The following is a 24059-nucleotide window of genomic DNA, read 5'->3' as shown; positions in this document are numbered from 1 at the left end:
CTCAAAGCGCCACAACGACCATAAAGGTTGCCTTGGTATCCACATCGGTGCTGGACACCGACAGGGTCTTGCCGGTCTTGCTGCCATTGGTACCCCAAGAGGTATCGATTGCGCCATCCTTGTTGTACTTTGTCCAGGTGTAACTGCCGTTTCCGGCTGCGTCGACCTCGGAGCCCGCCTGATAGCAGACGGCGGTCAGCACAGTCGTGCCCTGGCCGTTCTTGAACACATCGCCGCCCGTGGAGGTGACGATGATCTGCAACGGGTCGGAGTTGTCGATGAAGGTCGCCACATCGAAAAACTTCGTGTTATAAGAAGCGGATGCGGAATCCGTGTCCTGGGCACAGCACTTGAACACAGCGTAGCTGTCCACCGCTGCGGCGTAGACCGTGAGGGTATTGGTGGCCGTGCCGGAGTATTTGTCGGCGGTATCCGAGAGCTTGCGCCAGCCGATGCCGAAGTCTGCATCATAGCCGGTGGAAGAAGTAGCGGTGACGGAAGTGTCCATGACCGCCCACTTGTAGCTGACCTTGGTGGTGTCCACCGTTGAGCCACGCCACAGTTCGGCCTTGGCGGCCAGACTGGCGACCTCCTCGTTCTTGAACACATTTCCGTTGGGTGTGGTGACCAGCAGGTCAACGATGCCGGAGCCGTTGACCACGCGGGAGAAGGAAATGGTCAGCGGATGGGTCAGCGACAGACCGGTGCTTTCGTCCTTGTAAGTGATGACACAGCGATAGTCGATGCCGGGCAGCTCCGCCATGACATTGGCCTTGACCGTGAGGATGTGGCTCTTGGCACCGCTGAGGGCGTAGTTCGTGCCTGCGGTGATGGCGGTGTTGCTGTCACCCACATACCACTTGACCGAGGTGACATTGGCGGTGGCAATCTGGTCGGCAGTGGTGCCGATGACATACAGACTGGGCGTCAGAACGAGGTTCTTCGTTTTCCAGTCCGGGGTGTAACTGCCGTTGTCGGGGTTATACATCTGGGTCTTGGCGAGGTTCGAGCCGATGTACCCCGTCAGCGTCAGTGCGTCGTTGTAGTCGATGATGGTAAACTGGCCTTGTGCTTTGCTCATGTGAGAAGCCTCCTTTGAAGTTGTTGTATCTGAACCGGACACTGTACCGGCTTCTGTTGTGGGTTCTGCGGTTGCCATAGTGAATTCCTCCGTTATAACAGGCTCTGCCTGGTCGTGGTGTCGATGAGGTCACAATAAAAAGTGGCGCGGATTTTAACATCCGCACCGGTAATGACCACGGACTTTGCACCGCCGAAATGCTGTTCATTCCAGACTTTGTCCGCTTCCGTATCCTCCGACACCCTTGTCCAGATAAACTGGTTGGCATCCAGCGTATCGGTGATGTCCTCGTCCCAGGAGTACACCTTAGCGGAAAGCAGCGTTTTCACATTACCGTTCTTGAAGATGTTCCCGTTGGATGAGATGATGACCAGTCGGAGCATTTTCTGCTCCTCAATGGTGGTAATGCGGTCGCTGACCTCGGTGACTTCCTTGCGGGTGGCATACGCACGGAGTACCACTTCGCCGCTCTCCAAATCCCACCATGACGAGCCGTCCTGCGACTGGATGACACCAGCCTTGATGATGTTCGCCACCAGTGAGCCGGAGGTGATGAAGTCTGCGACGATCTGACCGTCTGCCGTGATGGCGGTTTCATAGGGACCGTTGTAGCCGTTATGGGAAAAGCCCAGACCGCCCACATTCCAACGCCAGACATTTACGGCTTCGTCAATGGAGGGTGTGTCCAGAATGAGCAGCTCATAGGGCTGACCGTTCTCTTCGCTGGTGTGAATGACCACATAGCCGCCGCTCTGACCGGTGATAAGCCCGGTGGCTTTACCGATGGCGGTTTGAAGCAGCTTTGGAAAGCGTCCCACCGTGGACTCCACCTTGTCGACCGTGGACTGCACCTCGGAAATGGTGGTGATCATACTGGACTTGCTCTGACCGAGGGAAATGCTCACATACCGTTCGGCAAGAGTGTCGTATACGGTTTCGATGACCATAGCCGACACGCTGACACCCAGAAGCGAGTGCCGGATGGTGACGGTATCGCAGAGGTTGACCCGCTCCAGGAGTGCCGAATACTCCGGTTGTTTCCAGAGCGGCTCAAAGGACACCTTCACCGTGGGGATGGTCGCTCCCAGCGGATTGGCTTTGATGTAGCTGTTGGCTTTCGCTCGGAGGGCATCCTCGGTCACAACTCCGTCAAATTGGTCGGAGAAATCCATGATGAGCGTTTTTGCCCGGACGATCTCCGAGGTCACAATGGGGAGCGTTACCTCCGGCAGCGTGACCACCGTTTCGGTGTCCGAGCCTTCCGGGGTGTACACGGCATACGGGAGCAGTGCGGTATATACACCGCTGTTGTCCTCGTCCTGCTCCAGGGCGGTGAGGTTCTTGCCGTATTCAATGATTACGCCGGTCTTCTGCCCACGGTGCGAATGGAACTTCACCGTGAAGTTGTCCCATTCAAACTCGCCGTGCCATTTGGAGAGCATTGAGCCTTCCGTACCTCCGAGGCAGGCACGGACGCTTTTCGGCTGCGTGACGGAAAACGCCTTTGCATCCGAGTAGTCCGTCCAGCCCGTGAAGCGTGTATCTCCGGCAAGAAGCTGCGAGAGGATAAGCTGCGGAGAACGGCTCTCCGTCGAAAACGGCATCACCGGAATATTGGCGAGGTCATACGAGATGTGCTGACCGTAGATGGTGACGATGCCGTTTAAGGGCTTCGTGATGCGATAAATGCGGAACGCCTGGTCGGCGGCGGTGTCATTGGGCTTTGCCTTGATGATGCACTCCTTGGTGATTAGCCCGTAGTGCTGACCGCTGACAGGGTATTTGAGCAGACACTCAAACACACCGTTGCGCTCCTCGGTGATTTCGCAGGAAATGGTATCCGTCAGCGCACCGTGGCCGAATGAACTGAAGTCCGTGGCGTTTGCAGCGTAGAGTACAGGAATCATAGACAGCACCACCTCGGAATGACCTCGATCCTCGTCACATTGCCGGTGCAGTTGATGGTGCAAACACCTGGTTTGAGAACCGGGAACTCCGCACCTTTGACGGTGTCATTTTTGAGGGCGGTGCCTTTGAAGCAGTTCATCAATTCACTGTCGATTTCGATGTGCTCATCCAGATCGGAAATCATCATGCCTCGACCTTGGGGCTGTATCATTATTACCACCGCACCGCTGCCGTATAGCTTGATGTACGGTCGGCTCTCAAAAGCGGTCGGATTGGTAATCGTCAGTTCGGAAGCGTCAGCCGCCACCGTCTCCTGTCCTGTAAAGCTGTATTTATACGGCTTGCAGTTGAAGGTTACGGTGAAACTGCCGACCTTGTTTAGCTGCTCCTCAATGTCCAGATTGCCGGAGATGACACCGTAGCGGAAATACTCCGCATCGTAAGAGTCGGTGATTTCGTGGTATCTGTCCGGTTCGGAATACAGCCAGCCTTTGATGTCCCGCAGGACAGAGGCAAGTGCAGCTATATTCTTCCGAGCGAGGAACACGGTATAGGTGACCTTGATGTTGGCAAAGCGGCGGTTGGGATTGATGATGTCGCCGCTCCGACCGGGAATGGAGATGAACTCCGCATCGTACTCCGGTGCGGAGAACACGTCCTTCTTCTCGATATGCAGACCGAAATCAGCGGAACTGCGGCCGTTGTAGGTAAAATAGGTCATGCGAATACCACTCCTTTCCGCTGGGCGAACTGGTTCGCCGTTTCCATGACTTCGTTGGTGAGCTGACGGATATCCTCGCTGCTGTAATTGTTGAAGGTGGCGATGTTCAGAGCGATGGTGAAAGCGGACGCCGCCTTGCCGACCACGCCGTCCACGGCGGAGCGAATCGAGCCGTTCACATCAAAGTCGGTGGGCAGAGCCGTCTGCATATCGTGAGCAAGGTCACCCATGACGCCGTTGATGTCCTCGGCCATACCTTCGGCGGCTTTGACCGCTTCATCGCCGTTGTCGTCAATGGAGCCTGCAAGACCCTTGACCAGCATTTCACCGACCCATGCCATTTCCTTTGAGGGCGAATGGATACCGAAGAAATCGCAGATACCGTCCCAGATGGAAGAGATCCACCCGGACACCTTGTCCCACAGCCATGAGGCAAGCTGGGTAATACCGCTCCACAGACCTTTTACGATGTTGCCGCCGATTTCCACGATTTTATACATCAGAGAGCCGAAGGCTTTCACGATACCCGCAATGATCTGCGGCACGGCCTTGACGATCTCCACGATGATGGTGGGCAGGTTTTCAATCAGTGCAACGAACAACTGCACACCTGCCATGATGATTTTATCGATGTTTCCGACCAGAGCATTGACAATGCCGGAGATGATTTGCGGAATCGCCTGCACGATGGTGGTGATGATCTGCGGCAGGGCTTGAATGAGAGAAATCAGCAGGTCGATGCCCGCTTGAATAATGAGCGGTATCGCATTCAGCACCGCGTTGATAATACCGTCAATGATTTTCGGAATGGCTTCCACGATTGCCATAATGATATCCGGCAATGCGGCAACAAGCGAGGTCAGAAGCTGAATGCCTGTTTGGATGATCTGAGGAATCGAATCCAGTAAGAAGGTAATGATACCGTTGATGATCTCCGGCAGAGCGGCGATCAACACGGGGATTGCGTCCAGAAGTCCTTGCGCCAGTCCCGTGATAAGTTGTAAGGCTGCGTCAAGGAGCATCGGCAGGCTGTCCACCAGTCCTTGTACGATGGTGACGATAGCCTGCACCGCTGCCGGAATGAGCGTGGGCAGCGCATCCGCAATGCCGGTCACCAGCGTGGACACCAGCTGAACCGCTGCCTCGATAAGCAGTGGCAGATTCTCGATCAGCGTGTTCACGATGGTCATGAGAGCAGACACCGCCGCCGGGATAAGCTGCGGAAGCAAAGAAAGCAGCGTTTCCAGCACCTGCGAGAACAGTTCGGTGACTGCTTCCAGCAGTGTGGGCAGCAGTTCACCCACAGCCGTCAGCAGAGCGTCCAGCGCCGTGGGCAGAGCCGCCACGATGTTCTCAATAACCGGGGTGATGTTCGCCACCACGGTCTTGAAGGCATCCACCATGTTGTTGCACAGCAGCTCCATGTCAGCGTCCGCATCGCCGAAGCCCACGATGAGGTTCGACACGGCTGATTTCAGCGCATTGACAGAGCCGGAAATAGTGGCTTCCGCTTCCTTGGCAGTCGTACCCGCAATATCCATGCTCTCCTGCATGACATGGATGGCTTCCACCACATCTGCGTAGGAGGATATGTCGTACTTGACGCCGGATATCTTCTCCGCATCGGCGAGCAGTCGCTCCATTTCCTGCTTTGTGCCGCCGTAGCCCAGCTTGAGGTTATCGAGCATCGTATAGTTCTGCTTGGCGAAACCCTGGTAGGCATTCTGAATGGAGGACATATCCGTGCCCATTTTATTGGCGTTATCGGACATATCCGTAATTGCCATATCCGCATACTTTGCGGCCTTTTCGGTATCGCCGCCGAGGGACTGGATCAGGCTTGCGGAGAACCCTGTGACCGTCTCCATGTACTCGTTGGCGGAAAGACCGGCCGTTTTGTATGCGTTGGCGGCATACCGCTGAATCTCCTGCGAGGAGTCTTTGAACAGAGTGTCAACACCGCCGACCAGCTGCTCATAGTCCGCATAGGCAGCGATGACCTCTTTTCCGAGCTTCACGGCGGCGGCACCTGCGGCGACGGCCACAGCACCGAGTGCCACACCTACGGTTTTGAGAACCTTGCCGAAGCCTTCAAACTTACTGCCGGATTCCTCAGCAGCCTTGCCGCCCTCCTTGATGGCTTTTTCGTTCTCGTCCAGCTCCCGGTTCATGTCATTGAGGGCGGCTTCGGCATTGTTGAGTTGGATCTGCCAGTTCTGGGTGCGATGGTCATTCTCTCCGAAAGAGGTGGCGGCATTCTGCAGGGCCTTGCGAAGGGTATCGATTTTTGTAGTCTGCTCATCGATCTCTTTTCGCAGCACCTTATTCCGTGCGGCGAGAGCCTCCACGGATTTATCGTTCTTATCGAACTGAGAGGTGGCGAGCTTCATTTCGGAGCCGAGCACCTTGAAGGACTGGTTGATGTCCGCCAGCGCTTTTTTGAACTCCTTTTCACCCTCAAGACCGATCTTCAGTCCGAAACTATCTGCCATGTACCGTCACCTCCTTAAATGCCGTCCGGGATAATATCGTCGATGTAGTGTTCGTGAGCAGGAATAGCCTGCCCGTTATACTGCTTGTGACACTCCCATAAGTCCAAAAGCAGTCCAAACGGCATCAGCCACACCTCATCCTGGCTGAGATGAAGGTGGGCAAGGCCGTAATAAAGAAGCCGGGTAAACAGTTCCGCATCGGAGACCGTTACCCGACTTGTGCGTTTTTTGAGTCTTTCTCGCTTTCCACATTCCGCCTGGTGCCCTTGTAGAGCGCTTCCGTAATGGCGGTTTTGTATCCGGCGAGGTCGAGGGGCGTGGTCAGAAGCTCCACCACATCCTCCGTGAGCAGCTCCTTGGGGTGCTCCTTATCCTTGAGGTTGTGAATGAGGATGCTCTGATTTGCCAGAAGCGTGATAAGCCACACGATCTCTCCGATGGCCATTTCAAAGTTCTCGGACTTCATCAGCTTCTCGCCGAGGTTTTCCAGACCGCCATAGCGACCAGCGATTTCCTTGGTAGCCTTGGTGGTAAGCAGGAGTGTGTATTCCTCGTCACCGATGGTGATGACTGCAGTTCTCTCATTATCCATTGTGTGTTACCTCCATTAACCCTGTTTTTCGGCTGTCGTGGTATAGGTCGGCTCATAGACTTCCTTGTACCAGTTCGTGATAGTCGTAGCGGTCACATCGCCCTCCAGCGCCTCCGCTTTCCACGGGTGCTTGCCGCCTGCGTCTGCTTTGTTGCGGCGCAGAATGGTACCCTCGATGGTCGGCGTAGAAAAGGTAATGCTGTCGCCCTTGGTGGCAAGGTTCGTCGCCGGAATACCGAATTTCACACGGTACAGCCAGTAATACTTGTACTTGCCGTTGGATTTCTTGGCGCGGAAGCCCACCGCCACAGGGTCGCCGCCGTCCTCGGATGCGGAAATCAGCACCTTGTTTTTGTCGATGGTCGCGCCGGTGAGGTCGGATGCTGCCGCAGAGCCGATATCATCAATGCCAAGGGAGAGTGTGCCGGATTTGAATTCCTTCACGATCTCCGAAGCACCGTCGTCGGCATAGAGCGTTGCCTCCGCCAGTTCCACCGAAAGGTCAGCGGAGATGGCTTTGGCAAGCTGGGACGGCGTACCGTAGGTTTCCTCTCCGGCGTCGTTCTCGGTGATTTTTGCGTAATACAGTCTGTCAAGACCGATGGTCGCCATAACTTATTCCTCCAAATCGTAGATTTGCGCCACATCAATGGCGTAGTGATGGTAGCCGGTCTCGGTCTCAAAGCCGATGTACCGGCGGTCGGTAATATAAAAGTCCGCACCAAGCAAGGCACGGACAAGTGCATTTTTCAGTTTGGTGTAGCTGCCCTTCGTGAAGAGGGACAGCCGTGCCTCCTGCGTTTCGCAGCCGGGAGCGTTGTCGGCGTGGAGCTCAAAGCTGTCCGACAGCGGAGTGATGACCAGATAGGTGTCCGGGGCTTTGCCGGAGAACACACCCGTTTCCACTGGAACACCGCAATGCTCGGCGATGGTTTGTAAATCGGATAGCAGGCTCACAGCTTTTCCACCTCCTCATCCAGTGCCTTGGTCATGGCATCGATACACTCCTGCCGGGATGCCGTTTTTGCGGGTTTCAGAAAGGATTTTGCAGACTGACCGTGCTTGCCGTATTCGAGAATGTTGGCAAGTTTGGCATTGCTTCCGCCGTCCGGGCGTGGCTCAGCGAAACCGACCTTGATGTCGTGGTTGCCGTCCCGGTTCAGCTTGGAGGGAGAAAGGCCGAGTGCGCCTTCCAGTTCGCCCGTGGTGCGGGATTTGAACTTTGTCCCTCTGCCGATAACGGAGGAAAGATTGCTCTTGACTCTCTTCAGCACGACCTCACCACCGGCCTGCAGGACGGTATCCGCCACGCTGTCAAAGTTGCTGCCGAGCTTGGAAATCTTCAGGAGGAAATCCTCCGGCATTTTCATTTCAGCTTTTGCCAATGGTAGGTTCACTCCTTTTCGCTAAAACCTCGATGTACATTCCACGACCTTTGACATCCTCTACGGACACAATATCGTAGCGGCAGTCATCGCAGATGAGAAACTGGTCGGTAGTGACCGTCAGCCCCGGAATACACCGAAAGCGGAAGAGGTCGGTCGCTTCGCTGAATGCGGCAAGGTTCGCCCAACGCTGACTGCCGTGCCGGCCTTCCCGGTACACACGGACGGAAGCGAGGACTTCATTCTCGGAATGGGTGAAGCCCTCGCTGTCCTTGATTTGACGGATTTCTACGATGTCGGCAAAGCCGTTCATTTTTCCAAAACTCATACCTGCCACCGCCTATCCAAGCGGAGCAGCAGATTGACCGTGTTCCACACCTGCTGTGCCGCTCCGGTGTTATCCGCAAAAAAGCCGCCCGTGCTGCCGTCCCGGCTTTCGTAGAAGTGGGACGACAGCATGATAACGGCTTGCTCTGTGGTGGCTGGCATGGGATTCTCCTTATAGAACCCCTCCGGGATGTGCTGGTAGCTTTCGGCGTAAGAAACAGCGGCGGTGATGTAGCCTTTCAGCAGCTCATCATCCGCCGTATGTTCCAGGATAAGGTTGGCTTTTACTTTGGAAAGAAGCTCGTCCATCACCGCCGCCTCCTTTCATCAAGACGCCTTCATCTTCAGAAGCTGGATACCCTCCGGCAGGATGATCTTGCCGTCCACACGCTCGGTGGCAACAAAGCCGACCTGACCGTTGGTGGAATACAGCTCGTTCAGACGCTGAACGGTTCTGCCGGTGCGGTCAGCGATCCAATAGCTCTGGAAATCGCCAAAGGCAATGGAGAGCGCACCTGCCGCCAGCGTGGGAGCATACGGGCTGGTGTAAATCTCGTAACCGAGCAGTCTGTCCGGCTGACCCGCCTGCAGAGAGGGCTGCCACAGATACTGACCGTTGGAATCCTTCAGCTTACGAAGTGCGGAAACAGTAGCATCGTTCATCAGGAACTTGGCATTCTTGCGGTAAGGTGCTTTCAGCGCATAAATTAGGGAAATCACCTCGTCGGTGGTGACGGCGGTCGCACTGGCTGCGGTAACGCCGACCGTGCCACCGTTGGTGGTGAACAGGCCGGTGGGCTGACCCGTACCGGTGCCGACGCAGAATGCCTGTTCCTCGGCAGCACCGAAGGCGTAGGCAAACTCACGGGCGATATACTCTTCCAGATCGAAGGCACTGTCGTCCAGAAGCTCAATGCTTACCTTCACAAGGTCGGTCAGCTTGTAGGCATCAATGGTCTTCTGTGCGAAGGTGGGATTGCTCTCGGTGTAGGCAGCATTTTCAGCAGTCCACGCAGCGGTGGAATGGGTCGCTGCAACGGGGATCTTACGCTCATTGTCGGTAGTGATGACCTTGCACAGACGGCGCATCACATTTTCCTCCTTGAGCGTGTCCACGATGAACTTCTCAAACTCCGTGGGGACGAGATAGCCGCCGTTGGCGTCCACGCCCTCGGAGAGCACATTGTGGAGCATACGTTTGCCGCGCAGATGCAGACCGAAATCCTCGCGGTAGGCGTTAGACGCTCTGCCGGTCTTGGCTTCGCCGGTCGCTTTCTGGGGCTGCTCGGTGATAGGAGAGGATACGGGTTTGGCAAGCTCTGCGGCAATAGCGTCGCGGCGCTCCATGCGTCTGACCTCATTGGTGAGATCGTTCAGTTCCTTCTCCATATTGGCGTAAACGGCATCGTCCTCGGCAGACAGAACGCCTTTTCGGTCGCGGTGGGTGTCGAGGAAGCCCTCCATCGTAGCCCACAGCTTGGCGCGCTTTTCGCGCAGTTCAACGATAGTCATATTGAAATACCTCCATATTAAATGTAGTTTTTGATGGTGTTCAGCTTGGCTCTGAGTTCATCTACAGAGCGTCCCGTGCGCTCCGGCACAGCGGGTTTGGGTTCAATGGCACACTTTGCGGCGATCTTCTCCATGAGAGAGTTCACCACATTTGCCTTGGAATACAGCATGGAAACGGCAGAAGTGGTCACCTCTTCGGATTCTGAGCTCCTCTGCATGATTCCGTCCGCAAAGCCAAGCTCCACAGCCTTGTTGGCATCCATCCAAGTTTCCGCATCCATGAGATGAGACAGTTTTGCACGGGAAAGCCCCGTCTTGATATCATAGGCATTGATGATGGAATCCTTAACGCTTGAGAGCATCTCGATAGCTTTCTGCATCTCGTCCGAATTGCCGAACGCCGCCGTCATAGGGTTGTGAATCATGAGCATGGACACGGGAGACACCAGCACCTTCGTGCCTGCCATAGTGATGACGGACGCTGCGGATGCGGCAATCCCATCAATCTTGACCGTCACATCGCCCTTGTAATCCATGAGCATATTGTAGATTTGAGCCGCCGCCACGCAGTCACCACCGGGCGAGTTGATCCACACGGTGATGTTTCCGCTGCCGGACATGAGCTCATCTTTGAAAAGCTGTGGAGTGACATCATCGTCAAACCAGCTTTCCTCGGCGATGGTTCCGTTCAGGAGCAGGGTTCTTTCCTGTGTCTCCGAGTTCGTCACCGTTCGGCTCTTCCAATTCCAAAATTTCTTCATCGGTTTTTTCCTCCTTTCCGTCATCGGTAGGTGTATTTGCAAAAGCCCCGGCATTTTTCAGCGGGAGCATATTGCCGTTAATGAGGTACAAATCGCCGCCATCCTCTGCTGGGATACGGTCGAGGTTTTCCAACTCTCGGATGTCGTTGGCGGACATCCAGCCGTTCTGCCGCCCGATGGCGTACCCGTTCATGCGGCTCTGATAGTCGCCGCGAAGCAGACCTTCCACATTGAATTTTGCAAAGCACTTCTTCTTTTCCTCGGAGTTCAGCAGGGAGCGTTGAATGGACTGCTCCCAGCGGATGACCCACGGGTCAAGGGTGTATTTCACGAACTCCAGGGACTGCTGCTCGATATTAGAAAAGCTCGACTTTTCCAGATCGCCGACCATGTGGGGAGGGACTCGGAAAATTCGAGCAATTTCATTGATTTGGAATTTGCGTGTTTCCAGGAACTGTGCCTGCTCCGGCGAGATGCCGATGGGCGTGTACTTCATGCCTTCTTCCAGTACGGCGATCTTATTGGCGTTGCCGCTGCCACCGAAGGTGGACTGCCAGCTCTCCCGCACCCGTTGCGGGTCTTTGATCGTGCCGGGGTGTTCCAGCACACCGCCCGGAGCGGCACCGTTGGCAAAGAACTTTGCTCCGTACTCCTCACAGGCGATTGCCATGCCGATGGCGTTCTTCGCCATAGCGATGGGACTGTAGCCCACCAGACCATCAAAGCCCAAGCCGGGGATGTGAAGAACATCCGAAGGCTGAAGCGTTACGGAGAATTCCTTATTTTTTATAGCTTCGTCCGAGCCACGGTAATAGGTGTAGTACAGCCGACCGTTTTCGTCTCTGTCCACCGACATCTTGTTCGGCATAAGCGGGTACAGAGCTACGATCTCGTTCTTTCCGTTGCGGATGATCTGCGCATAGGCGTTGCCCCAGAGGAGCAGGTGCGTCATGAGGGTTTCCCGGAACACGAAAGAACTCATCTCCGGGTTCGGCTCATCATGGAGCAAGCGGTAGAGCGGATGATCGAGCGCCATTGCCTTGCCGCCGCTGTCTGTATATTTATATAGGTGTAGTGGCAATCCCGCGACAGCCTCCGATAGAATTCGAACGCAGGAATACACGGCGGTCATCTGCATGGCACTGCGTTCTGTTACCGTTTTTCCGGAGGTGCTGCCACCCATGTAAAAGGTGTAGCGAGAGCCGACTGTGCTGTCGGTGGGCTTGTCTCTGGATTTGAATAGTCCACTGAAAATACCCATATCACATCACCGTCCTTTCATAAAAATAAAAGACCACGAGTGTCATAGACGCTCTCGGTCGTATCGTTGCCGCACCGGATGGCACGGTCCAAGGCCATGACAGTTGCCACGGCACCGTCGATTTTCTCTGTAGACTTTTCCTTGTCCGGCTTGATGTTACCGGCGGGATCAGTCCGCACATAAATATTGTCCATCATCCAGCGAAGCACCGGATGTCCGCCGTGGGCGATGCGCTCTTCCAAGACCAGCTTCATCAGCTCTTTGGTCGGAGGGCTCATATCCTTAAAGCCCTGTCCGAAGGGGACGACCGTGAAGCCCATACCCTCAAGGTTCTGGACCATCTGCACGGCTCCCCAGCGGTCGAAGGCGATCTCACGGATGTTGAACCGTTCGCCAAGCCGTTCGATGAACTTTTCGATATATCCATAATGGACCACGTTGCCCTCGGTGGTTTGCAGGAAACCTTGTCGTTCCCACACATCGTAAGGGACGTGATCCCGATTGACCCTCTGGCCCATGTTTTCTTCTGGTATCCAGAAGTACGGCAGGATCATGTACTTGTCGTCCTCGTCCAGCGGAGGAAAGACCAGCACGAAAGCGGTAATATCTGTGGTAGACGAAAGGTCCAGTCCACCATAGCAGACACGGCCTTCGAGGTCATCTTCGTTTGTAGCAAAAGCGCAGCGATCCCATTTATCCATCGGCATCCATCGCACAGCTTGCTTGACCCACTGGTTAAGTCGGAGCTGCCGAAAGGAGTTCTCCTCGGCAGGGTTCTGCTTTGCCGACTCACAAGCCGCTCGAACCTTGTCGATGCCGACCGTGATACCGAGCGAGGGATTCGCTTTCTTCCAGACCTTCGGGTCCGTCCAGTCGTCATTTTCATCGGCACCGTAGATGACCGGGTAAAAGGTCGGGTCAATCTTGCGGCCCTCGATGATGTCTTTTGCCTTCTGGTGCGTTTCGTAGCAGATGGATTTGGTATCCGTACCGGCTGTGGTTATAAGGAAGTAAAGCGGCTGCATACGAGCATCACCGGAGCCCTTGGTCATAACATCAAAGAGCTTCCGGTTGGGCTGGGTGTGCAGCTCATCGAACACCACGCCGTGGATGTTAAAGCCGTGCTTCGAGTATGCTTCTGCTGACAGCACCTGATAGAAACTGTTTGTCGGCAGGTACACGATCCGCTTTGTGGCCGTCAGGATTTTGACCCTACGGTTGAGGGCCGGACACATTCGGACCATATCGGCTGCGACCTCAAAAACAATCGATGCTTGCTGTCTGTCCGCAGCGCAGCCGTAGACCTCCGCACGTTCCTCACCGTCGCCGCATGTGAGCAGAAGTGCGACCGCAGCCGCAAGCTCCGATTTACCCATCTTCTTGGGTATCTCAATGTAGGCGGTGTTGAACTGCCGGTATCCGTTGGGCTTGATGATTCCGAAGATGTCCCGGATAATCTGCTCCTGCCAGTCGATCAGCGTGAAGGGTTTTCCTGCCCATGTACCTTTGGTGTGACAGAGGCACTCGATGAACGAGACAGCGTAGTCAGCCTTGGCCTTGTCATAGACGGAGTCTTTTGTCTTGAACTTCGTCGGTGTGTATTTTTTCATTCGCCTCAAGTGTTATCACCTCCAAAAAAGCATAAAAAATAGCCGCCTGAAGCGACCGTCATAACGAGGAACAGAGCCGAGCGGCTCATGTCCCAAGGGTATTTACTTTACCGTGGTTTAGAAGTTTTCGGTATGTACCAATATTTCGTAGGCAAATTGAGTGTCTTCGTCGACCGGCTGAACATCCCAGCCCCTGTCGTAGTTGCAAACGATCTCGCCATTGCGCTTAAGCATCAGCTTGGAAATCCTGCCGCCGTTGATTCCGAACTCGGAGCCTTCGTCGTACTGCTTGAACCAGTAATGGAAGATGCTGCCGTGGACCCGTAGGCTGCCTTCGTGCCAGAGACGTTTTTCCTCGTTTGCGGGGACCGGGTTGACTTTGATCTTGAAAAGGAAGTCGCCGGTGTTGGATACGCAGAAGTCTTCGACTATGCAGTTGCTGAAATGGTCCGGAATGTCTCGCATGCTGCCCTCAAAGAAGGTGGTGTCGAGCTGGCGGTTTGTCAGCGTCACCGTGGCATTGCGGCTGATCAGATCGTAAAACTTTTCCAGTCTAATCATCGTCGGTCCCTCCTTAATATTTCGTGGCCTTGTGGCTGTCGAGGTTCTTGAAGAAGGCGTCAACCTCAGCGAGGCTGGAAAGGACGTCTCCGTAGGCTCCGAGGCCGCTCTTCTTGACGATCCTGTAGTAGCCCTGACGGTTCTTCAGAACTCCGAGGCCATTTGCTTCGGCAATCTTGGTGGCCGTGCGGGTGAGCTTTCCAAGGCTCTGGATCTCGTGGTCTTCGCCCTTTTCAAAGGCTTTCTTGCAGTTGGTATGGTCGATGTAACGCATCGTGGTTTCCTCCGTTTGTGTGTATTTCCTTTCGGTAGTGTATATATCACTCTAAACGCCTGAAATAGCAAGTCATTTCTGCGATATAAACCGAAGTATTCTACACAAATATTCGGGCATGGAATTGTGTACTTTATGCCTCTCCGTAGAGGATGAAATGCACATATTCCTTGCGATGTTCCTCGATGAAAACCACCAGCTCATAGAAGTCTCGCTCGTAGGCCAGCCGCTGCACCATGTTTGTATCAAACATATTCGTCAGGCCGGTGTCCCGGATGGCGAGGATCTGCTTTTTGATCGTCTCATTCATCGCCGCTCACCACCCTGCAAAGGTCTGCGCCGTATGCGACTGACAGGCCGGAGCCATTGTCCCATGCGACCATGATGGAACCGATGTCGTCCACGCCGAGGACCGTTCCTTTCGTCCCGATGGGAGGAGCCTGAACATCGTCCATCTGCAGGAGCTCCACTCGTGTACCGGGCTTGTACCGGCGACGTAAGCCCTCAAGGGCCGCTTTTGAAATCACTCGCATGATTCCACCCCTGTTTTCTTTGCGCCGCTCTTGAAGGCCGAGGAGCCGGAGAGGTTGCGGAGCAGGATTTTGCGCTCGGCCTTGTAGTCCTCACCGATGAAGCCCAGCCTCAAAAGGAAGCAGCGGAATGCGTACTTGTCGTTGTCGACCGGCTTTTCCTTAGCGGTGATGCGCTTCTGGTTTAGTGCCATCTCACACAAGGCTGCGATGAAGTGCGAGTAGGCTTTGATCTCTTCGGGAGAGGGCAGCTCTTTAAACCACGGGAAGGCGATGCGATCTTCCTTGAGCTCAATGCGGATGTCCTCGACGCCGAGGGCCTTTTTGATCAGCTCGCCTTTTGCGTCCAGTAGCTTGGTGAGGATTCCGACCGAGACCTTTTCGAGCGGGATCTCAATCGTAAGGCCTGTCTCTTCGGTTTCGGCCTTGTCTTTGACCGGGTTGAATCCGGCTGCGGCAAGGGCGATGATGACCGCCTCAATGGTGTCCTGATCCGTGCGCTCGTCCCAGACCATCGTGCCGTCTTTCTCAACGGTGATGTTGTTGATGACGAAGGCGCAGGTGGGCATGAATTTGTAGACGGCCTTCATGCCGACCACCTTGGAGATGATGCCGACCAGTTCTTTGCGGTCTTGCCCGGTGACGTTGTAGTGTAGTTCTTTCATGGGATTACCTCCTTGTTTTTTTGGTACTGTATATATCACTCTGAAGCTACAGAATAGCAAGTCATTTCAGCGAAATATATGTACCGATTATCGTAGAAAAACAGGAGCCTCAATTGTCTACATTAGCTACTTCGTCGAAGCGGAAAGTCACGCCGTCACGCTGCACCGTCACACCATCCGAGGAGCCGACCTGTTCGATGTATCGCTTCACGATGACGTCGCAGAACTTTTCGTCCAGCTCCACGGTATAGCAGATGCGATCCGACTGCTCACAGGCAATCAGTGTGCTGCCGGAACCGCCGAAGGGGTCCAGAACCACAGCGTTGCTCATGGAGGAGTTCATGATCGGATATGCCAAAAGCGCAATCGGCTTCATGGTCGGGTGATCGCCGTTCTTCTTGGGCTTGTCAAACTCCCATATGGTGGTTTCCTTACGGCCCGTGTACCACTGGTGCTTGCCGTTTTTCTTCCAGCCATAGAGCACCGGCTCATGCTGCCACTGGTACGGAGAGCGTCCGAGCACCAGCGACTGCTTTTTCCAGATGCAGCAGCCGGAGAGGTAGAAACCTGCATCAGCAAAAGCCCTGCGGAAGTTCAGCCCTTCGGTGTCCGCATGAAACACATAGATGGAAGCATCGCCGGTCATGACGGCTTCCATATTGGTGAAGGCGTCGAGCAGGAACTGATAGAAGGCGTCATTTGCCATGTTGTCGTTCTTGATCTTCCCGGCAGAGCCTTCATAGTTCACGTTGTACGGCGGGTCCGTGATCACGAGGTTGGCCTTGACGTCGCCCATCAGGGTGTCGTAGGTTTCCTTTTTCGTGGAATCTCCGCAGACCAGACGGTGCCGACCGAGCGTCCAGACGTCGCCAGCCTTGGTAAAGGAGGGCTTTTTCAGCTCCTCATCCACATCGAAATCATCGTCATGCATGCTGTCCTTCAGGCTGTCCTTGAAAAGGTCGTCGATCTCGGCAGGGTCAAAACCGGTGAGGGAAACATCAAAGTCCTCACCCTGCAGGTCAGCGATCAGCAGGGTCAGCTTGTCCTTATCCCAATCGCCGCTGATCTTGTTCAGGGCGATGTTGAGCGCTTTTTCCTTGGCGTCGTCCATTTCAACGACCACACAGTCAACCTCTGTGATGCCAAGGTCGATGAGGACCTTGAGCCTCTGGTGCCCACCGACAACACGACCGGTCGTCTTATTCCAGATGACCGGTTCGACATAACCGAACTCCTCGATGGAGCGTTTCAGTTTTTCGTATTCCTCGTCACCGGGCTTCAGGTCCTTGCGAGGGTTGTATTCGGCAGGAAGCATCTCTACCGTTTTCTTTTTCTCAATCAGCATATAAGACCCCACTCAGCGAACCTCTCGAAACCGCCGATGCGGTCGATGAAGGTCCTCGCTGTTTCTACGATTCTCTCGTATGGAATACCGTCCACAGCATCGTCACCGATGGCACAGACAAGCTCGACCGGCGTGCCGGTTTCCTGCGCCTTGAGCCATGCGTAAATGTTGATGCTGACGTCGGCTTTGGAGAGGTCCTTGCCGTGCAGACCACCGCCGGTCACGGAGTCTCCCATATCGGAGCCGAGCTTCCGGTTAGTGGCACCGGAGTCGACATTCGTGCCGCCGGTCCAGTAACCGAGAGGGTTGATCTCAGCATCCGGGAAGACTTCACGCAGATTGTCCGTCTTGGCGTTGCTCTGGCAGAGGATCAGACGGTCGCCGTCCAGAATGTATTTACCGTCGCTGCCATAGGTGTCATAGAGCTGCTTGGCGATGGCGGTGAGCTTTTTCTGCTCGTCAGTCACCGGGACACCTTTGAAGATGCCGTTGTCGCCGCAGTGGATGCCGTCGATCTGGTTGTCGGCCAGATGCTCATCCTGCGAAACCTCACGGTAGTCCACCAGCAGGTTCCCGGCGATACGGGAAACAGCAGCCTTTACCTCATCAGGAGAGAGGGCTACCGAGGTTTCGCTGATAATATGGCAGATGCCGTGGCCAATCAGGACCTCGACGGCGATCTTCGGATTATTCTCTTTTTGATACGCAAGGTTGACAAGAGCACCGGCAATACGGTCGGCCACCTTGTCGGGATGCGCCGGGTTTACTTTTTCAAACATATCAGTTTCCTTTCCGAGCGGTGAGCAGCCGCTCCATCAAATCGTCTTGTGGATTTCTGCCGCCGTACTCCACGGCACAGTTTTCTTTCACGATCTGGTAAATCTGATACCAGACCTGATTGACCTGCTTCATGTAGGTCTGGCTCATTGCAACATACGGTGAAGCAATGGCATTGCCGGTGGTGGGATGCTTGGCCAGAAAGCCGAACTCGGATATCGCTTCCTCGCACTGAATCCATCGGGAGACTGACATGGCGTACTGCTCAATCAGCTGGTTGTTTACTAACATTTCACAGCCACGAGCCTTGAGCCAGTTCCAAGTATCCCGGTATACCTCTTCGGCACACAGGTCTTTGCCGTTCTTCTGAGCGGCTTTCAAGTATTCTTTGACTGGAGGAACATCCGCTCCTTCGATTTCTGCCGGTTCCGGGAGCACCATCGCACCGTTCAACCTGCCGTCAGTGATTTTATCGGTCAGAGCCTTGGACTTTCTCCCGGCACCGACACGCTGACCGCCTCTCATAGTTCCGTCTTTTGCCACACATTTCACCTCGCTTTCCGGGCTGGGGGTTAATACCCCGTTTGATTTCTGATTTTTGCGCTCGTGACCCCACGCCGCTGTCCGGGTAGAAAGGTCGTAGAGATTTGACCCGCCCCACGGTCACCGATCACCGAGCTCATGGTGGATCTTCGTGTGGCACGACTGGCACAGGCTCATCAGGTTGCTGGCATCGTGGGTGCCACCTTGGGAAATAGGAAGAATATGATGAACTTCCTCGACCGGTGTTAACCGACCTTCCTTGAGGCACTGCTCACACAAAGGGTGGGCCGCTGCATACCTGTCACGGATACGCTTCCAAGCCCTGCCGTATTTGCGGTTGACATCCGGGCTACGCTCGTACTTGTTGTACCGATCCCGGTCCAGCTTCTCGTGCTCCGGGCAGAAACGTCTATCAGTAAGTCTTGGACAGCCGGGGTAAGCACAGGGCTTCTTTGGACTCCTTGGCACATAATCACTTCGCTTTCCGGGCATAACAAAAGCCCTGCGGGAGGGGTGCTCCCACAAGGCTTCCGTATGTTTTACTTTGTCCATCATAATACTATCATAAGAGGCGACTCTCAATCTCTCTCATTTACTCTCATGATGGCTGACACACAGGAAAGGGCCGTATCGTGCATCCGGTAAATGTGCTGGATGCTGTAATGCATCTCAACCGCAATCTTCTCCCACGAGAGGAAGCACAGATAACGCTTCTCCAGCAGGGTTTGCAGTTCAACATCCGAAACGGCCTGTATTGTGGCCATGATTTCTTTTTTTAGCTCAACCAGATCCTCGATGTCGTGTTTCAGGCTTTCCTCAACCTCGATTATCTTCAAAACGGCCCGTTCTACTTTGGAGCCGCCACGATTCGGGTTTCTCGGCATATCGCTATAAACGACGGTGCAGGATGTGGCCAGTTCATTTAAAGACTCGATTTGCTGGAGCTTGGATTTAATCCGCATATCCAGCGTCCGGGCCTGTGACAGATATTCTTTAGCGGTCATTTCGCTTCTCCTTCCGTAGCTCTTTAATGAGGAATTCCGGATCGACTTTTGATAGGACACTGAACCAGCCGGAGCGGAAGAAACGCTCGATTTCCTGAAGCTCCCGCTCGTCGTCGGTCAGCCGGTAATCCTTGACCGCTTGCAGAATGATGGCATTTGCCAGTTCTTCATATGGGTTCAAAGTCGCACCTCCGAATTTGTGTTCACTCGGATTGGCGAAGATTGTCGATTTTTGTCGTTAGATTTTCAGATTTGCCTTGACCGCAGCGATCAGAGCCGACTGCGTTTTGTCTTTGGCCTTAAGTGCCCGGAGAATCTGCTCATCAATGGTGCCGTTCGTCACGATATGCTGAACGACCACAGTTTCGGCAGTCTGACCTTGCCGCCAGAGCCTTGCTATGGTCTGGGAATAGAGCTCCAAGGACCATGTGAGGCCGAACCAGACGATTGTGTTGCCGCCGGTCTGGAGATTGAGGCCGTGTCCAGCAGAAGCTGGGTGGATCAGGGCTACTGGGATTTCGCCGTTGTTCCATCTGCGGATACTGTCGGCTTTGTCCAGCTTGGAAAACGGGATATGCCGATCATGCAGCCGTTTCATGATCCTCTCCAGATCATGCTGGTACCAATAGGCCACCAGAAGAGGCTTACCGTTTGCCGACTCGATGATGTCCTCCAGAGCATCCAGCTTCTGCTCATGAATGGGGACCGTATTCCCGGCATCGTCGTAAATGGCACCATTGGCCATCTGGGAGAGCTTACCGGAGAGGGCTGCGGCATTGGCAGCAGATATTTCGCCTTCGGGCAGGTCCAGAATGAACTGTTTTTTCATCTCGTCGTAGGCATCCTGCTCATCGGGGCTGAGATAGACCTTATATTCGCTGGATATGAGCTCCGGCATTTTTAGGTGGTCCGTGGATTTCATTGAAATGGTGATATCCGAGATTTTCCGGTATATGGCTTGCTCGGCACCGGGTTTCGGACGGTAGCTGTAAACAATCTGGCCGTTCATGGCGTCCGGCACGAAATACTCCTGCCGATAATAGGTGATAAACCGACCGAGTCGTTTTCCCATGTCTATGACCTTGAACTCTGCCCACAGATCCATCAGTCCGTTGCTGGCCGGAGTGCCGGTGAGCCCAACGACACGCTTGATTCTGGGCCGCACCTGCATCAGAGCCTTGAAGCGTTTTGACTGGTGGTTTTTGAAGGAAGAAAGCTCGTCAACTACGATCATGTCGTAGTCAAACGGGAGCTTGCTTTTCTCGATGAGCCACTGGACGTTCTCACGGTTGATGATGTAAATATCGGCTTTCTTCGTCAGGGCCGCTTTTCGCTCAGCCTCGCTTCCGACCACCACCGAATAGGTCAGGTGGTGAAGCTGGTCCCACTTTTGAAGCTCTGCGCTCCAAGTGTCACGGGCTACTCGAAGCGGAGCGATGACCAGCACCTTGTGAACCTCGAAGCTGTCGAACAGCAGGTCCGCAATAGCGGTCAGTGTGATGCTCGTTTTGCCAAGGCCCATGTCCAGCAGCACGGCAGCGAAGGGATGGTCCTCGATATAGTTGATTGCGTACCTCTGGTACTCATGCGGTTCGTATTTCATCAAGTATCCCTCCAATCTGCTCAGGGGCATCAAGGACATATACCTTGAAGCCCAGCCGCCGCAGTAATCCGTGTCTGGCTACCTGCAAAGGTCTCGGTTCCTTGCCCGGTGCCTTGACCTCCACGAATCCGATCTTGCCTCCGGGCAGCAGCACCAGTCGATCCGGCATCCCATCAAATCCGGGACTCACCAGTTTCGGTGCAATGCCGCCGCTGTTTTTCACGGCTTTGACTAAGTGTTGTTCTATGATTTTCTCTCGCATAATGTTCCTCCATCAGGAATTAGAGTGGGTGGTGACGGTCGATGACGGGTAATTCCGTAACTTTTCTTAGGCCTTGTTTTTTAGTGCTCTAAGAATAGTTTCTGTAAAGACTGTCATCGACCGTCACCCTTGGTTCAATCAAGGAAATCCGACTTAAGCTGCAGGCCAAAAAGCAGCCGTGCAGATTTGCTTCTTTTCCTTTCAAAACCGGCGCATTCCAGCGCAGTGTAGAAATCAGTCGTGCTGCGGATATAGTCGCCCACCTGCATGCAATAGCTGCGGTATGCGTTGTAGACGTCTCCGGATTTAGCGGAATAGGAGCTGTCAGTCTCACAGCATTCATCGAGGAACTGCGAGAGCCAGTCGTTATTGTCCTTGTACTTCTGGATCGCAGCTTCCACCACGGCTGGCTTTACGATGTGATAATCCTTTTCGATCACACGCTTGGCACCGGTCATGATCCATTTCAGGATTGCACCGCCAGCTTTGTTGAAAAGGTAATCGGCATAGTTCTTGATGTCAGAGGAACCTTCAATCTTGGCGTTAAACGGAATGACAATCAGCCTACGCCATGTTCCGGCATCAATCGCACCGACCTTCGGCAGATGGTTCGTGTAAAGCACAAGGGTGTGGCTCGGTACAAAACTGAACGGGTCCTTGTACTTTTTCTCCGCATAGATTTCGTCCGTTGAACAGAGCTGTTTGACGTTAGATGTGTTCAGGCGCATGCCTTCCTCAAGCTCGGCGGCAATAATTATCCGTTTGCCTTTGGCTTCAGCCAGCTCCGGCTTTACATTCCGCTTACATCCGACAGTCAGAGTATCTGCGGACATGTTGCCGCTATAGGTGCCCAGCACACGGGAAAGCGTATTCCAGAAGGTGGATTTTCCGTTACGGCCTTCACCGTAGGCAATGATCAGACCCTCGACACAGACCTTCCCGATAGCGGAAAGACCAGCGATCTCCTGAACATAATCGATGAGCTCGTTGTCGCCGCAGAAGAAGGTCTCCAAAGCGTCCTGCCAGATATCCATACCTTCATCGGACGGGTCAACCGTGGTCTGCTTGGTGATGAAATCCGCAGGAGTGTGCTCATGAGCGGAAGGAAGGCCAATACGAAGGTCATAAGTAGCTGACGGGGTGTTGAGCAGAAATTCGTCTGCGTCAAGCTGCCGCTGGTCAATCTCAACCATCGGATGTGCTTCCTTTAAGGCAGCGGTGATGTATTTGGAATCTCTGCGCTTGATGGCATAGTTGCGGTAGGTCGTGGCGTTCTCGTACTTTTGGAAAGAACGAGCCTGTTCCGAGCTGAAAGCCATAGCCGCTTTCTTTGGACCCATCGATGCCAGCAGCTCCCATGCGCCGTTTTTCATCATTTCGTCGGTTGCCTTCTTAATCTCGGTTTCGGCCTCCTCAAGCTGGCGAGTGGTGAGCTCCTGCGCTACGGCCTGAGCCTTGGGCTTGGATTCCTCCCAGAACCGACCGTTGTAGACCAGAAAATCAGTCGAGGGTGAATAGCGGAGCTTTCCCTCATATTCTCTTGCCAGCACCGTGGCCTGTCCAACGTCGGAATAGTCGGAGGGCTTGAGCTGAAGGTCCTGATTGTATTGCTCCGGAGGAATGTATCCTTCCTGTGCAGCGACCTTCCCATAGAACCGCTGTGCGCTGCGCCAGATGCTGTCGAGCTCCGATTGCTCCAAAGGCGGCTGACAGCAAGCGGCCACTTCCGCAAAATGCTTATGTGCCTCATCGGTATTGCCGAAGCGTTTCAGGATGCGTCCAGCATAATGGGACAGCGTGGCGTTGCGGCTGCCTTCGGGAATGACGATGTCGCCATAGCTGCCGGAGTCCATGTTGGCGTCAAAATCGTCGTCAGCAAGGAAGGTAGTAAGCGTCATCGGGCCGTCGAAGATTTCGACCTCCGGCTCCTTTGTACCGAAGAAGAACCGAGCGGCATCGAGTGCCTTGGTGTCAAAGTACGGGAAGATGGTGTTTACCAGCTTTTTCATCTCGCTGTACTGGCCGGGTTCGGTGACTCGATCAATGGCGAAGAAGACGTGGAACTTCGGCCGTGCAGCTTTGCCGCCTTTGGTTTTCATGTGATTGCGGCTGTAATGAACCGCAAAGGCAACACTGGGAAAAGCAGTAGCAACGTCTGAGGGATAGACCCATTCTTCCGGATCGTCGCTGTGGTCGTTATCACAATCGACCGGCAAGCAGTCGGAGCCGATGAAATTGTCGTTGCTGCGGTAGTTGCCCTGATACTCAGCACAAACATAATCGTGCTTTACAGCTTCGATGAGGCTGTCCTTCCCGGTGACCTCGACCTTATGAGGGTAGGTACAGTTTTCAGGCACCTCCAGACAGTTGGAACGGTATAAAGTGAATCTCATCTTGTTACCTCCTCGCAGGTCTCGCTGAAGTAGCGGATTCGGTGTCCCTTCCAAGTCGCTCTCTTGATCTCGGCCTCCATGCCCTCGGAGATCCGGTCACCGAAGACCCACATTTCGGCGCATTTACTCAGGATGGCATTCCCAAAAAACAGACCCAGCTCACGCTCCTTGGGCTTGTTGTCGTCAAGGAACTGCGGAAACAGCGGGTGCGGTGCGATGGGAATGTATCCGGCCTCTATCGCAAAACGGCTGTAGCGTCTGGCGGCAGCGGTGTTGCGTTCGACATCTCCGGCATACGGACTGCAGATATACACGATGGGTCTGAATGCCCGGAGAGCTTTTTCTTCTTTTTCAATGGCACAGAAGGCTCCGAATGCTGTGGGATCGGCATAACCTTCTGCGTTTTTGTATTCGGCCATGATAGGCACCTCCAATCTAAAGTTCTCACTACC

29 protein-coding genes are annotated in these 24059 nt (G+C 54.3%); all 29 read right to left on the bottom strand.

Going from position 1 to position 24059, the window contains the following annotated elements:
• Window position 1: 1 nt before the first annotated feature.
• The 29 genes from AB5627_RS06680 to AB5627_RS06540 all read right to left on the bottom strand — a co-directional run bounded on the left by AB5627_RS06680 (window position 2) and on the right by AB5627_RS06540 (window position 24026).
• A complete protein-coding gene (locus tag AB5627_RS06680) occupies window positions 2–1159 on the bottom strand; it encodes a hypothetical protein (RefSeq protein WP_337398861.1) in 1158 nt (385 codons plus the stop codon).
• Between the two features lie 14 nt (window positions 1160–1173).
• Window positions 1174–2988 carry a phage tail spike protein gene (locus AB5627_RS06675; protein ID WP_337398859.1) on the bottom strand — a complete coding sequence of 605 codons (1815 nt, stop codon included), beginning with the start codon at window positions 2986–2988 and terminating at the stop codon, window positions 1174–1176.
• On the bottom strand, window positions 2985–3710 hold the full coding sequence (locus tag AB5627_RS06670; protein ID WP_337398858.1) for a distal tail protein Dit: 726 nt from the start codon (window positions 3708–3710) through the stop codon (window positions 2985–2987). Before AB5627_RS06670 ends, AB5627_RS06675 begins: the two co-directional genes overlap by 4 nt.
• On the bottom strand, window positions 3707–6202 hold the full coding sequence (locus tag AB5627_RS06665) for a phage tail protein (RefSeq protein ID WP_337398856.1): 2496 nt from the start codon (window positions 6200–6202) through the stop codon (window positions 3707–3709). The genes AB5627_RS06670 and AB5627_RS06665 overlap by 4 nt, the downstream gene beginning before the upstream one ends.
• Before the next feature lie 208 nt (window positions 6203–6410).
• Complete coding sequence (locus AB5627_RS06660; protein WP_337398854.1) at window positions 6411–6794, bottom strand: hypothetical protein; 384 nt, start codon at window positions 6792–6794, stop codon at window positions 6411–6413.
• A gap of 15 nt (window positions 6795–6809) precedes the next feature.
• Window positions 6810–7406 carry a major tail protein gene (locus AB5627_RS06655; RefSeq protein WP_337398853.1) on the bottom strand — a complete coding sequence of 199 codons (597 nt, stop codon included), beginning with the start codon at window positions 7404–7406 and terminating at the stop codon, window positions 6810–6812.
• A 3-nt stretch (window positions 7407–7409) separates the two neighbouring features.
• On the bottom strand, window positions 7410–7751 hold the full coding sequence (locus AB5627_RS06650; protein WP_337398851.1) for a hypothetical protein: 342 nt from the start codon (window positions 7749–7751) through the stop codon (window positions 7410–7412).
• Window positions 7748–8179 carry an HK97 gp10 family phage protein gene (locus AB5627_RS06645; RefSeq protein WP_337398850.1) on the bottom strand — a complete coding sequence of 144 codons (432 nt, stop codon included), beginning with the start codon at window positions 8177–8179 and terminating at the stop codon, window positions 7748–7750. The genes AB5627_RS06650 and AB5627_RS06645 overlap by 4 nt, the downstream gene beginning before the upstream one ends.
• The gene (locus AB5627_RS06640) at window positions 8166–8507 is read right to left on the bottom strand and encodes a head-tail adaptor protein (protein WP_337398849.1); all 342 of its coding nucleotides are present in this window, start codon (window positions 8505–8507) and stop codon (window positions 8166–8168) included. The genes AB5627_RS06645 and AB5627_RS06640 overlap by 14 nt, the downstream gene beginning before the upstream one ends.
• The gene (locus AB5627_RS06635; protein ID WP_337398847.1) at window positions 8504–8815 is read right to left on the bottom strand and encodes a head-tail connector protein; all 312 of its coding nucleotides are present in this window, start codon (window positions 8813–8815) and stop codon (window positions 8504–8506) included. Before AB5627_RS06635 ends, AB5627_RS06640 begins: the two co-directional genes overlap by 4 nt.
• Window positions 8816–8833: 18 nt before the next feature.
• Window positions 8834–10018 carry a phage major capsid protein gene (locus tag AB5627_RS06630; protein ID WP_337398845.1) on the bottom strand — a complete coding sequence of 395 codons (1185 nt, stop codon included), beginning with the start codon at window positions 10016–10018 and terminating at the stop codon, window positions 8834–8836.
• Window positions 10019–10035: 17 nt separating this feature from the next.
• Window positions 10036–10779, bottom strand: a complete 744-nt coding sequence (locus AB5627_RS06625) for a head maturation protease, ClpP-related (protein WP_337398843.1) — start codon at window positions 10777–10779, stop codon at window positions 10036–10038.
• Window positions 10676–12040, bottom strand: coding sequence for a phage portal protein (locus tag AB5627_RS06620; protein ID WP_337398841.1), 1365 nt, complete (start codon window positions 12038–12040; stop codon window positions 10676–10678). The genes AB5627_RS06625 and AB5627_RS06620 overlap by 104 nt, the downstream gene beginning before the upstream one ends.
• Before the next feature lie 17 nt (window positions 12041–12057).
• Window positions 12058–13659: a terminase large subunit gene (locus AB5627_RS06615; RefSeq protein ID WP_368369746.1), complete on the bottom strand. Its 1602-nt coding sequence runs from the start codon at window positions 13657–13659 to the stop codon at window positions 12058–12060.
• A gap of 108 nt (window positions 13660–13767) precedes the next feature.
• Window positions 13768–14211, bottom strand: coding sequence for a hypothetical protein (locus AB5627_RS06610; protein ID WP_337398838.1), 444 nt, complete (start codon window positions 14209–14211; stop codon window positions 13768–13770).
• Between the two features lie 13 nt (window positions 14212–14224).
• Window positions 14225–14485 (bottom strand): hypothetical protein, encoded by a 261-nt coding sequence (locus tag AB5627_RS06605; protein WP_270763685.1) that lies wholly within the window; start codon window positions 14483–14485, stop codon window positions 14225–14227.
• Between the two features lie 133 nt (window positions 14486–14618).
• On the bottom strand, window positions 14619–14795 hold the full coding sequence (locus tag AB5627_RS06600; protein ID WP_256321905.1) for a DUF5049 domain-containing protein: 177 nt from the start codon (window positions 14793–14795) through the stop codon (window positions 14619–14621).
• A complete protein-coding gene (locus AB5627_RS06595) occupies window positions 14788–15018 on the bottom strand; it encodes a DUF4314 domain-containing protein (protein ID WP_256321906.1) in 231 nt (76 codons plus the stop codon). The genes AB5627_RS06600 and AB5627_RS06595 overlap by 8 nt, the downstream gene beginning before the upstream one ends.
• Window positions 15009–15680 (bottom strand): virulence protein, encoded by a 672-nt coding sequence (locus AB5627_RS06590; RefSeq protein WP_337398834.1) that lies wholly within the window; start codon window positions 15678–15680, stop codon window positions 15009–15011. The genes AB5627_RS06595 and AB5627_RS06590 overlap by 10 nt, the downstream gene beginning before the upstream one ends.
• Window positions 15681–15789: 109 nt before the next feature.
• Complete coding sequence (locus AB5627_RS06585; RefSeq protein ID WP_337398832.1) at window positions 15790–17025, bottom strand: site-specific DNA-methyltransferase; 1236 nt, start codon at window positions 17023–17025, stop codon at window positions 15790–15792.
• Window positions 17019–17804 carry an S-adenosylmethionine synthetase N-terminal domain-containing protein gene (locus tag AB5627_RS06580; protein WP_337398830.1) on the bottom strand — a complete coding sequence of 262 codons (786 nt, stop codon included), beginning with the start codon at window positions 17802–17804 and terminating at the stop codon, window positions 17019–17021. Before AB5627_RS06580 ends, AB5627_RS06585 begins: the two co-directional genes overlap by 7 nt.
• Window position 17805: 1 nt before the next feature.
• Complete coding sequence (locus AB5627_RS06575; protein WP_337398829.1) at window positions 17806–18345, bottom strand: P27 family phage terminase small subunit; 540 nt, start codon at window positions 18343–18345, stop codon at window positions 17806–17808.
• Window positions 18346–18465: 120 nt separating this feature from the next.
• Window positions 18466–18813 (bottom strand): HNH endonuclease, encoded by a 348-nt coding sequence (locus AB5627_RS06570; RefSeq protein ID WP_256321937.1) that lies wholly within the window; start codon window positions 18811–18813, stop codon window positions 18466–18468.
• 110 nt (window positions 18814–18923) lie between these two features.
• Window positions 18924–19349, bottom strand: coding sequence for a hypothetical protein (locus tag AB5627_RS06565; RefSeq protein ID WP_337398827.1), 426 nt, complete (start codon window positions 19347–19349; stop codon window positions 18924–18926).
• The gene (locus AB5627_RS06560; protein ID WP_337398825.1) at window positions 19339–19530 is read right to left on the bottom strand and encodes a hypothetical protein; all 192 of its coding nucleotides are present in this window, start codon (window positions 19528–19530) and stop codon (window positions 19339–19341) included. The genes AB5627_RS06565 and AB5627_RS06560 overlap by 11 nt, the downstream gene beginning before the upstream one ends.
• Window positions 19531–19587: 57 nt before the next feature.
• Window positions 19588–20952, bottom strand: coding sequence for a DEAD/DEAH box helicase (locus AB5627_RS06555; RefSeq protein WP_337398823.1), 1365 nt, complete (start codon window positions 20950–20952; stop codon window positions 19588–19590).
• Entirely contained in the window at window positions 20933–21214 is a 282-nt protein-coding gene (locus AB5627_RS06550; protein WP_117979602.1) for a VRR-NUC domain-containing protein, read from the bottom strand. The genes AB5627_RS06555 and AB5627_RS06550 overlap by 20 nt, the downstream gene beginning before the upstream one ends.
• Before the next feature lie 134 nt (window positions 21215–21348).
• Window positions 21349–23607: a phage/plasmid primase, P4 family gene (locus AB5627_RS06545; RefSeq protein WP_270763712.1), complete on the bottom strand. Its 2259-nt coding sequence runs from the start codon at window positions 23605–23607 to the stop codon at window positions 21349–21351.
• Window positions 23604–24026 (bottom strand): DUF4406 domain-containing protein, encoded by a 423-nt coding sequence (locus tag AB5627_RS06540; protein WP_337398818.1) that lies wholly within the window; start codon window positions 24024–24026, stop codon window positions 23604–23606. Before AB5627_RS06540 ends, AB5627_RS06545 begins: the two co-directional genes overlap by 4 nt.
• Window positions 24027–24059: the final 33 nt, after the last annotated feature.

It is taken from the genome of Ruminococcus sp. RTP21198st1_G1_RTP21198_201120, assembly GCF_040924265.1.
Classification (GTDB): Bacteria; Bacillota; Clostridia; order Oscillospirales; family Ruminococcaceae; genus Hominimerdicola; species Hominimerdicola aceti.
Note: the sequence above shows the minus strand (reverse complement) of the source record. Positions and strands in the feature narration are given on the sequence as shown.

Excerpts from the sequence above, each read along its gene's own strand:
- AB5627_RS06580 (WP_337398830.1), bottom strand. The coding sequence starts at position 17,804 with ATGTTTGAAAAAGTAAACCCGGCGCATCCCGACAAGGTGGCCGACCGT.
- AB5627_RS06620 (WP_337398841.1), bottom strand. The coding sequence starts at position 12,040 with ATGGGTATTTTCAGTGGACTATTCAAATCCAGAGACAAGCCCACCGAC.
- AB5627_RS06655 (WP_337398853.1), bottom strand. The coding sequence starts at position 7,406 with ATGGCGACCATCGGTCTTGACAGACTGTATTACGCAAAAATCACCGAG.
- AB5627_RS06545 (WP_270763712.1), bottom strand. The coding sequence starts at position 23,607 with ATGAGATTCACTTTATACCGTTCCAACTGTCTGGAGGTGCCTGAAAAC.
- AB5627_RS06540 (WP_337398818.1), bottom strand. The coding sequence starts at position 24,026 with ATGGCCGAATACAAAAACGCAGAAGGTTATGCCGATCCCACAGCATTC.
- AB5627_RS06675 (WP_337398859.1), bottom strand. The coding sequence starts at position 2,988 with ATGATTCCTGTACTCTACGCTGCAAACGCCACGGACTTCAGTTCATTC.
- AB5627_RS06670 (WP_337398858.1), bottom strand. The coding sequence starts at position 3,710 with ATGACCTATTTTACCTACAACGGCCGCAGTTCCGCTGATTTCGGTCTG.
- AB5627_RS06585 (WP_337398832.1), bottom strand. The coding sequence starts at position 17,025 with ATGCTGATTGAGAAAAAGAAAACGGTAGAGATGCTTCCTGCCGAATAC.
- AB5627_RS06635 (WP_337398847.1), bottom strand. The coding sequence starts at position 8,815 with ATGGACGAGCTTCTTTCCAAAGTAAAAGCCAACCTTATCCTGGAACAT.
- AB5627_RS06660 (WP_337398854.1), bottom strand. The coding sequence starts at position 6,794 with ATGGATAATGAGAGAACTGCAGTCATCACCATCGGTGACGAGGAATAC.
- AB5627_RS06630 (WP_337398845.1), bottom strand. The coding sequence starts at position 10,018 with ATGACTATCGTTGAACTGCGCGAAAAGCGCGCCAAGCTGTGGGCTACG.
- AB5627_RS06665 (WP_337398856.1), bottom strand. The coding sequence starts at position 6,202 with ATGGCAGATAGTTTCGGACTGAAGATCGGTCTTGAGGGTGAAAAGGAG.
- AB5627_RS06640 (WP_337398849.1), bottom strand. The coding sequence starts at position 8,507 with ATGAGTTTTGGAAAAATGAACGGCTTTGCCGACATCGTAGAAATCCGT.
- AB5627_RS06565 (WP_337398827.1), bottom strand. The coding sequence starts at position 19,349 with ATGACCGCTAAAGAATATCTGTCACAGGCCCGGACGCTGGATATGCGG.
- AB5627_RS06590 (WP_337398834.1), bottom strand. The coding sequence starts at position 15,680 with ATGAAAGAACTACACTACAACGTCACCGGGCAAGACCGCAAAGAACTG.
- AB5627_RS06600 (WP_256321905.1), bottom strand. The coding sequence starts at position 14,795 with ATGAATGAGACGATCAAAAAGCAGATCCTCGCCATCCGGGACACCGGC.
- AB5627_RS06555 (WP_337398823.1), bottom strand. The coding sequence starts at position 20,952 with ATGAAATACGAACCGCATGAGTACCAGAGGTACGCAATCAACTATATC.
- AB5627_RS06595 (WP_256321906.1), bottom strand. The coding sequence starts at position 15,018 with ATGCGAGTGATTTCAAAAGCGGCCCTTGAGGGCTTACGTCGCCGGTAC.
- AB5627_RS06625 (WP_337398843.1), bottom strand. The coding sequence starts at position 10,779 with ATGAAGAAATTTTGGAATTGGAAGAGCCGAACGGTGACGAACTCGGAG.
- AB5627_RS06550 (WP_117979602.1), bottom strand. The coding sequence starts at position 21,214 with ATGCGAGAGAAAATCATAGAACAACACTTAGTCAAAGCCGTGAAAAAC.
- AB5627_RS06680 (WP_337398861.1), bottom strand. The coding sequence starts at position 1,159 with ATGGCAACCGCAGAACCCACAACAGAAGCCGGTACAGTGTCCGGTTCA.
- AB5627_RS06605 (WP_270763685.1), bottom strand. The coding sequence starts at position 14,485 with ATGCGTTACATCGACCATACCAACTGCAAGAAAGCCTTTGAAAAGGGC.
- AB5627_RS06610 (WP_337398838.1), bottom strand. The coding sequence starts at position 14,211 with ATGATTAGACTGGAAAAGTTTTACGATCTGATCAGCCGCAATGCCACG.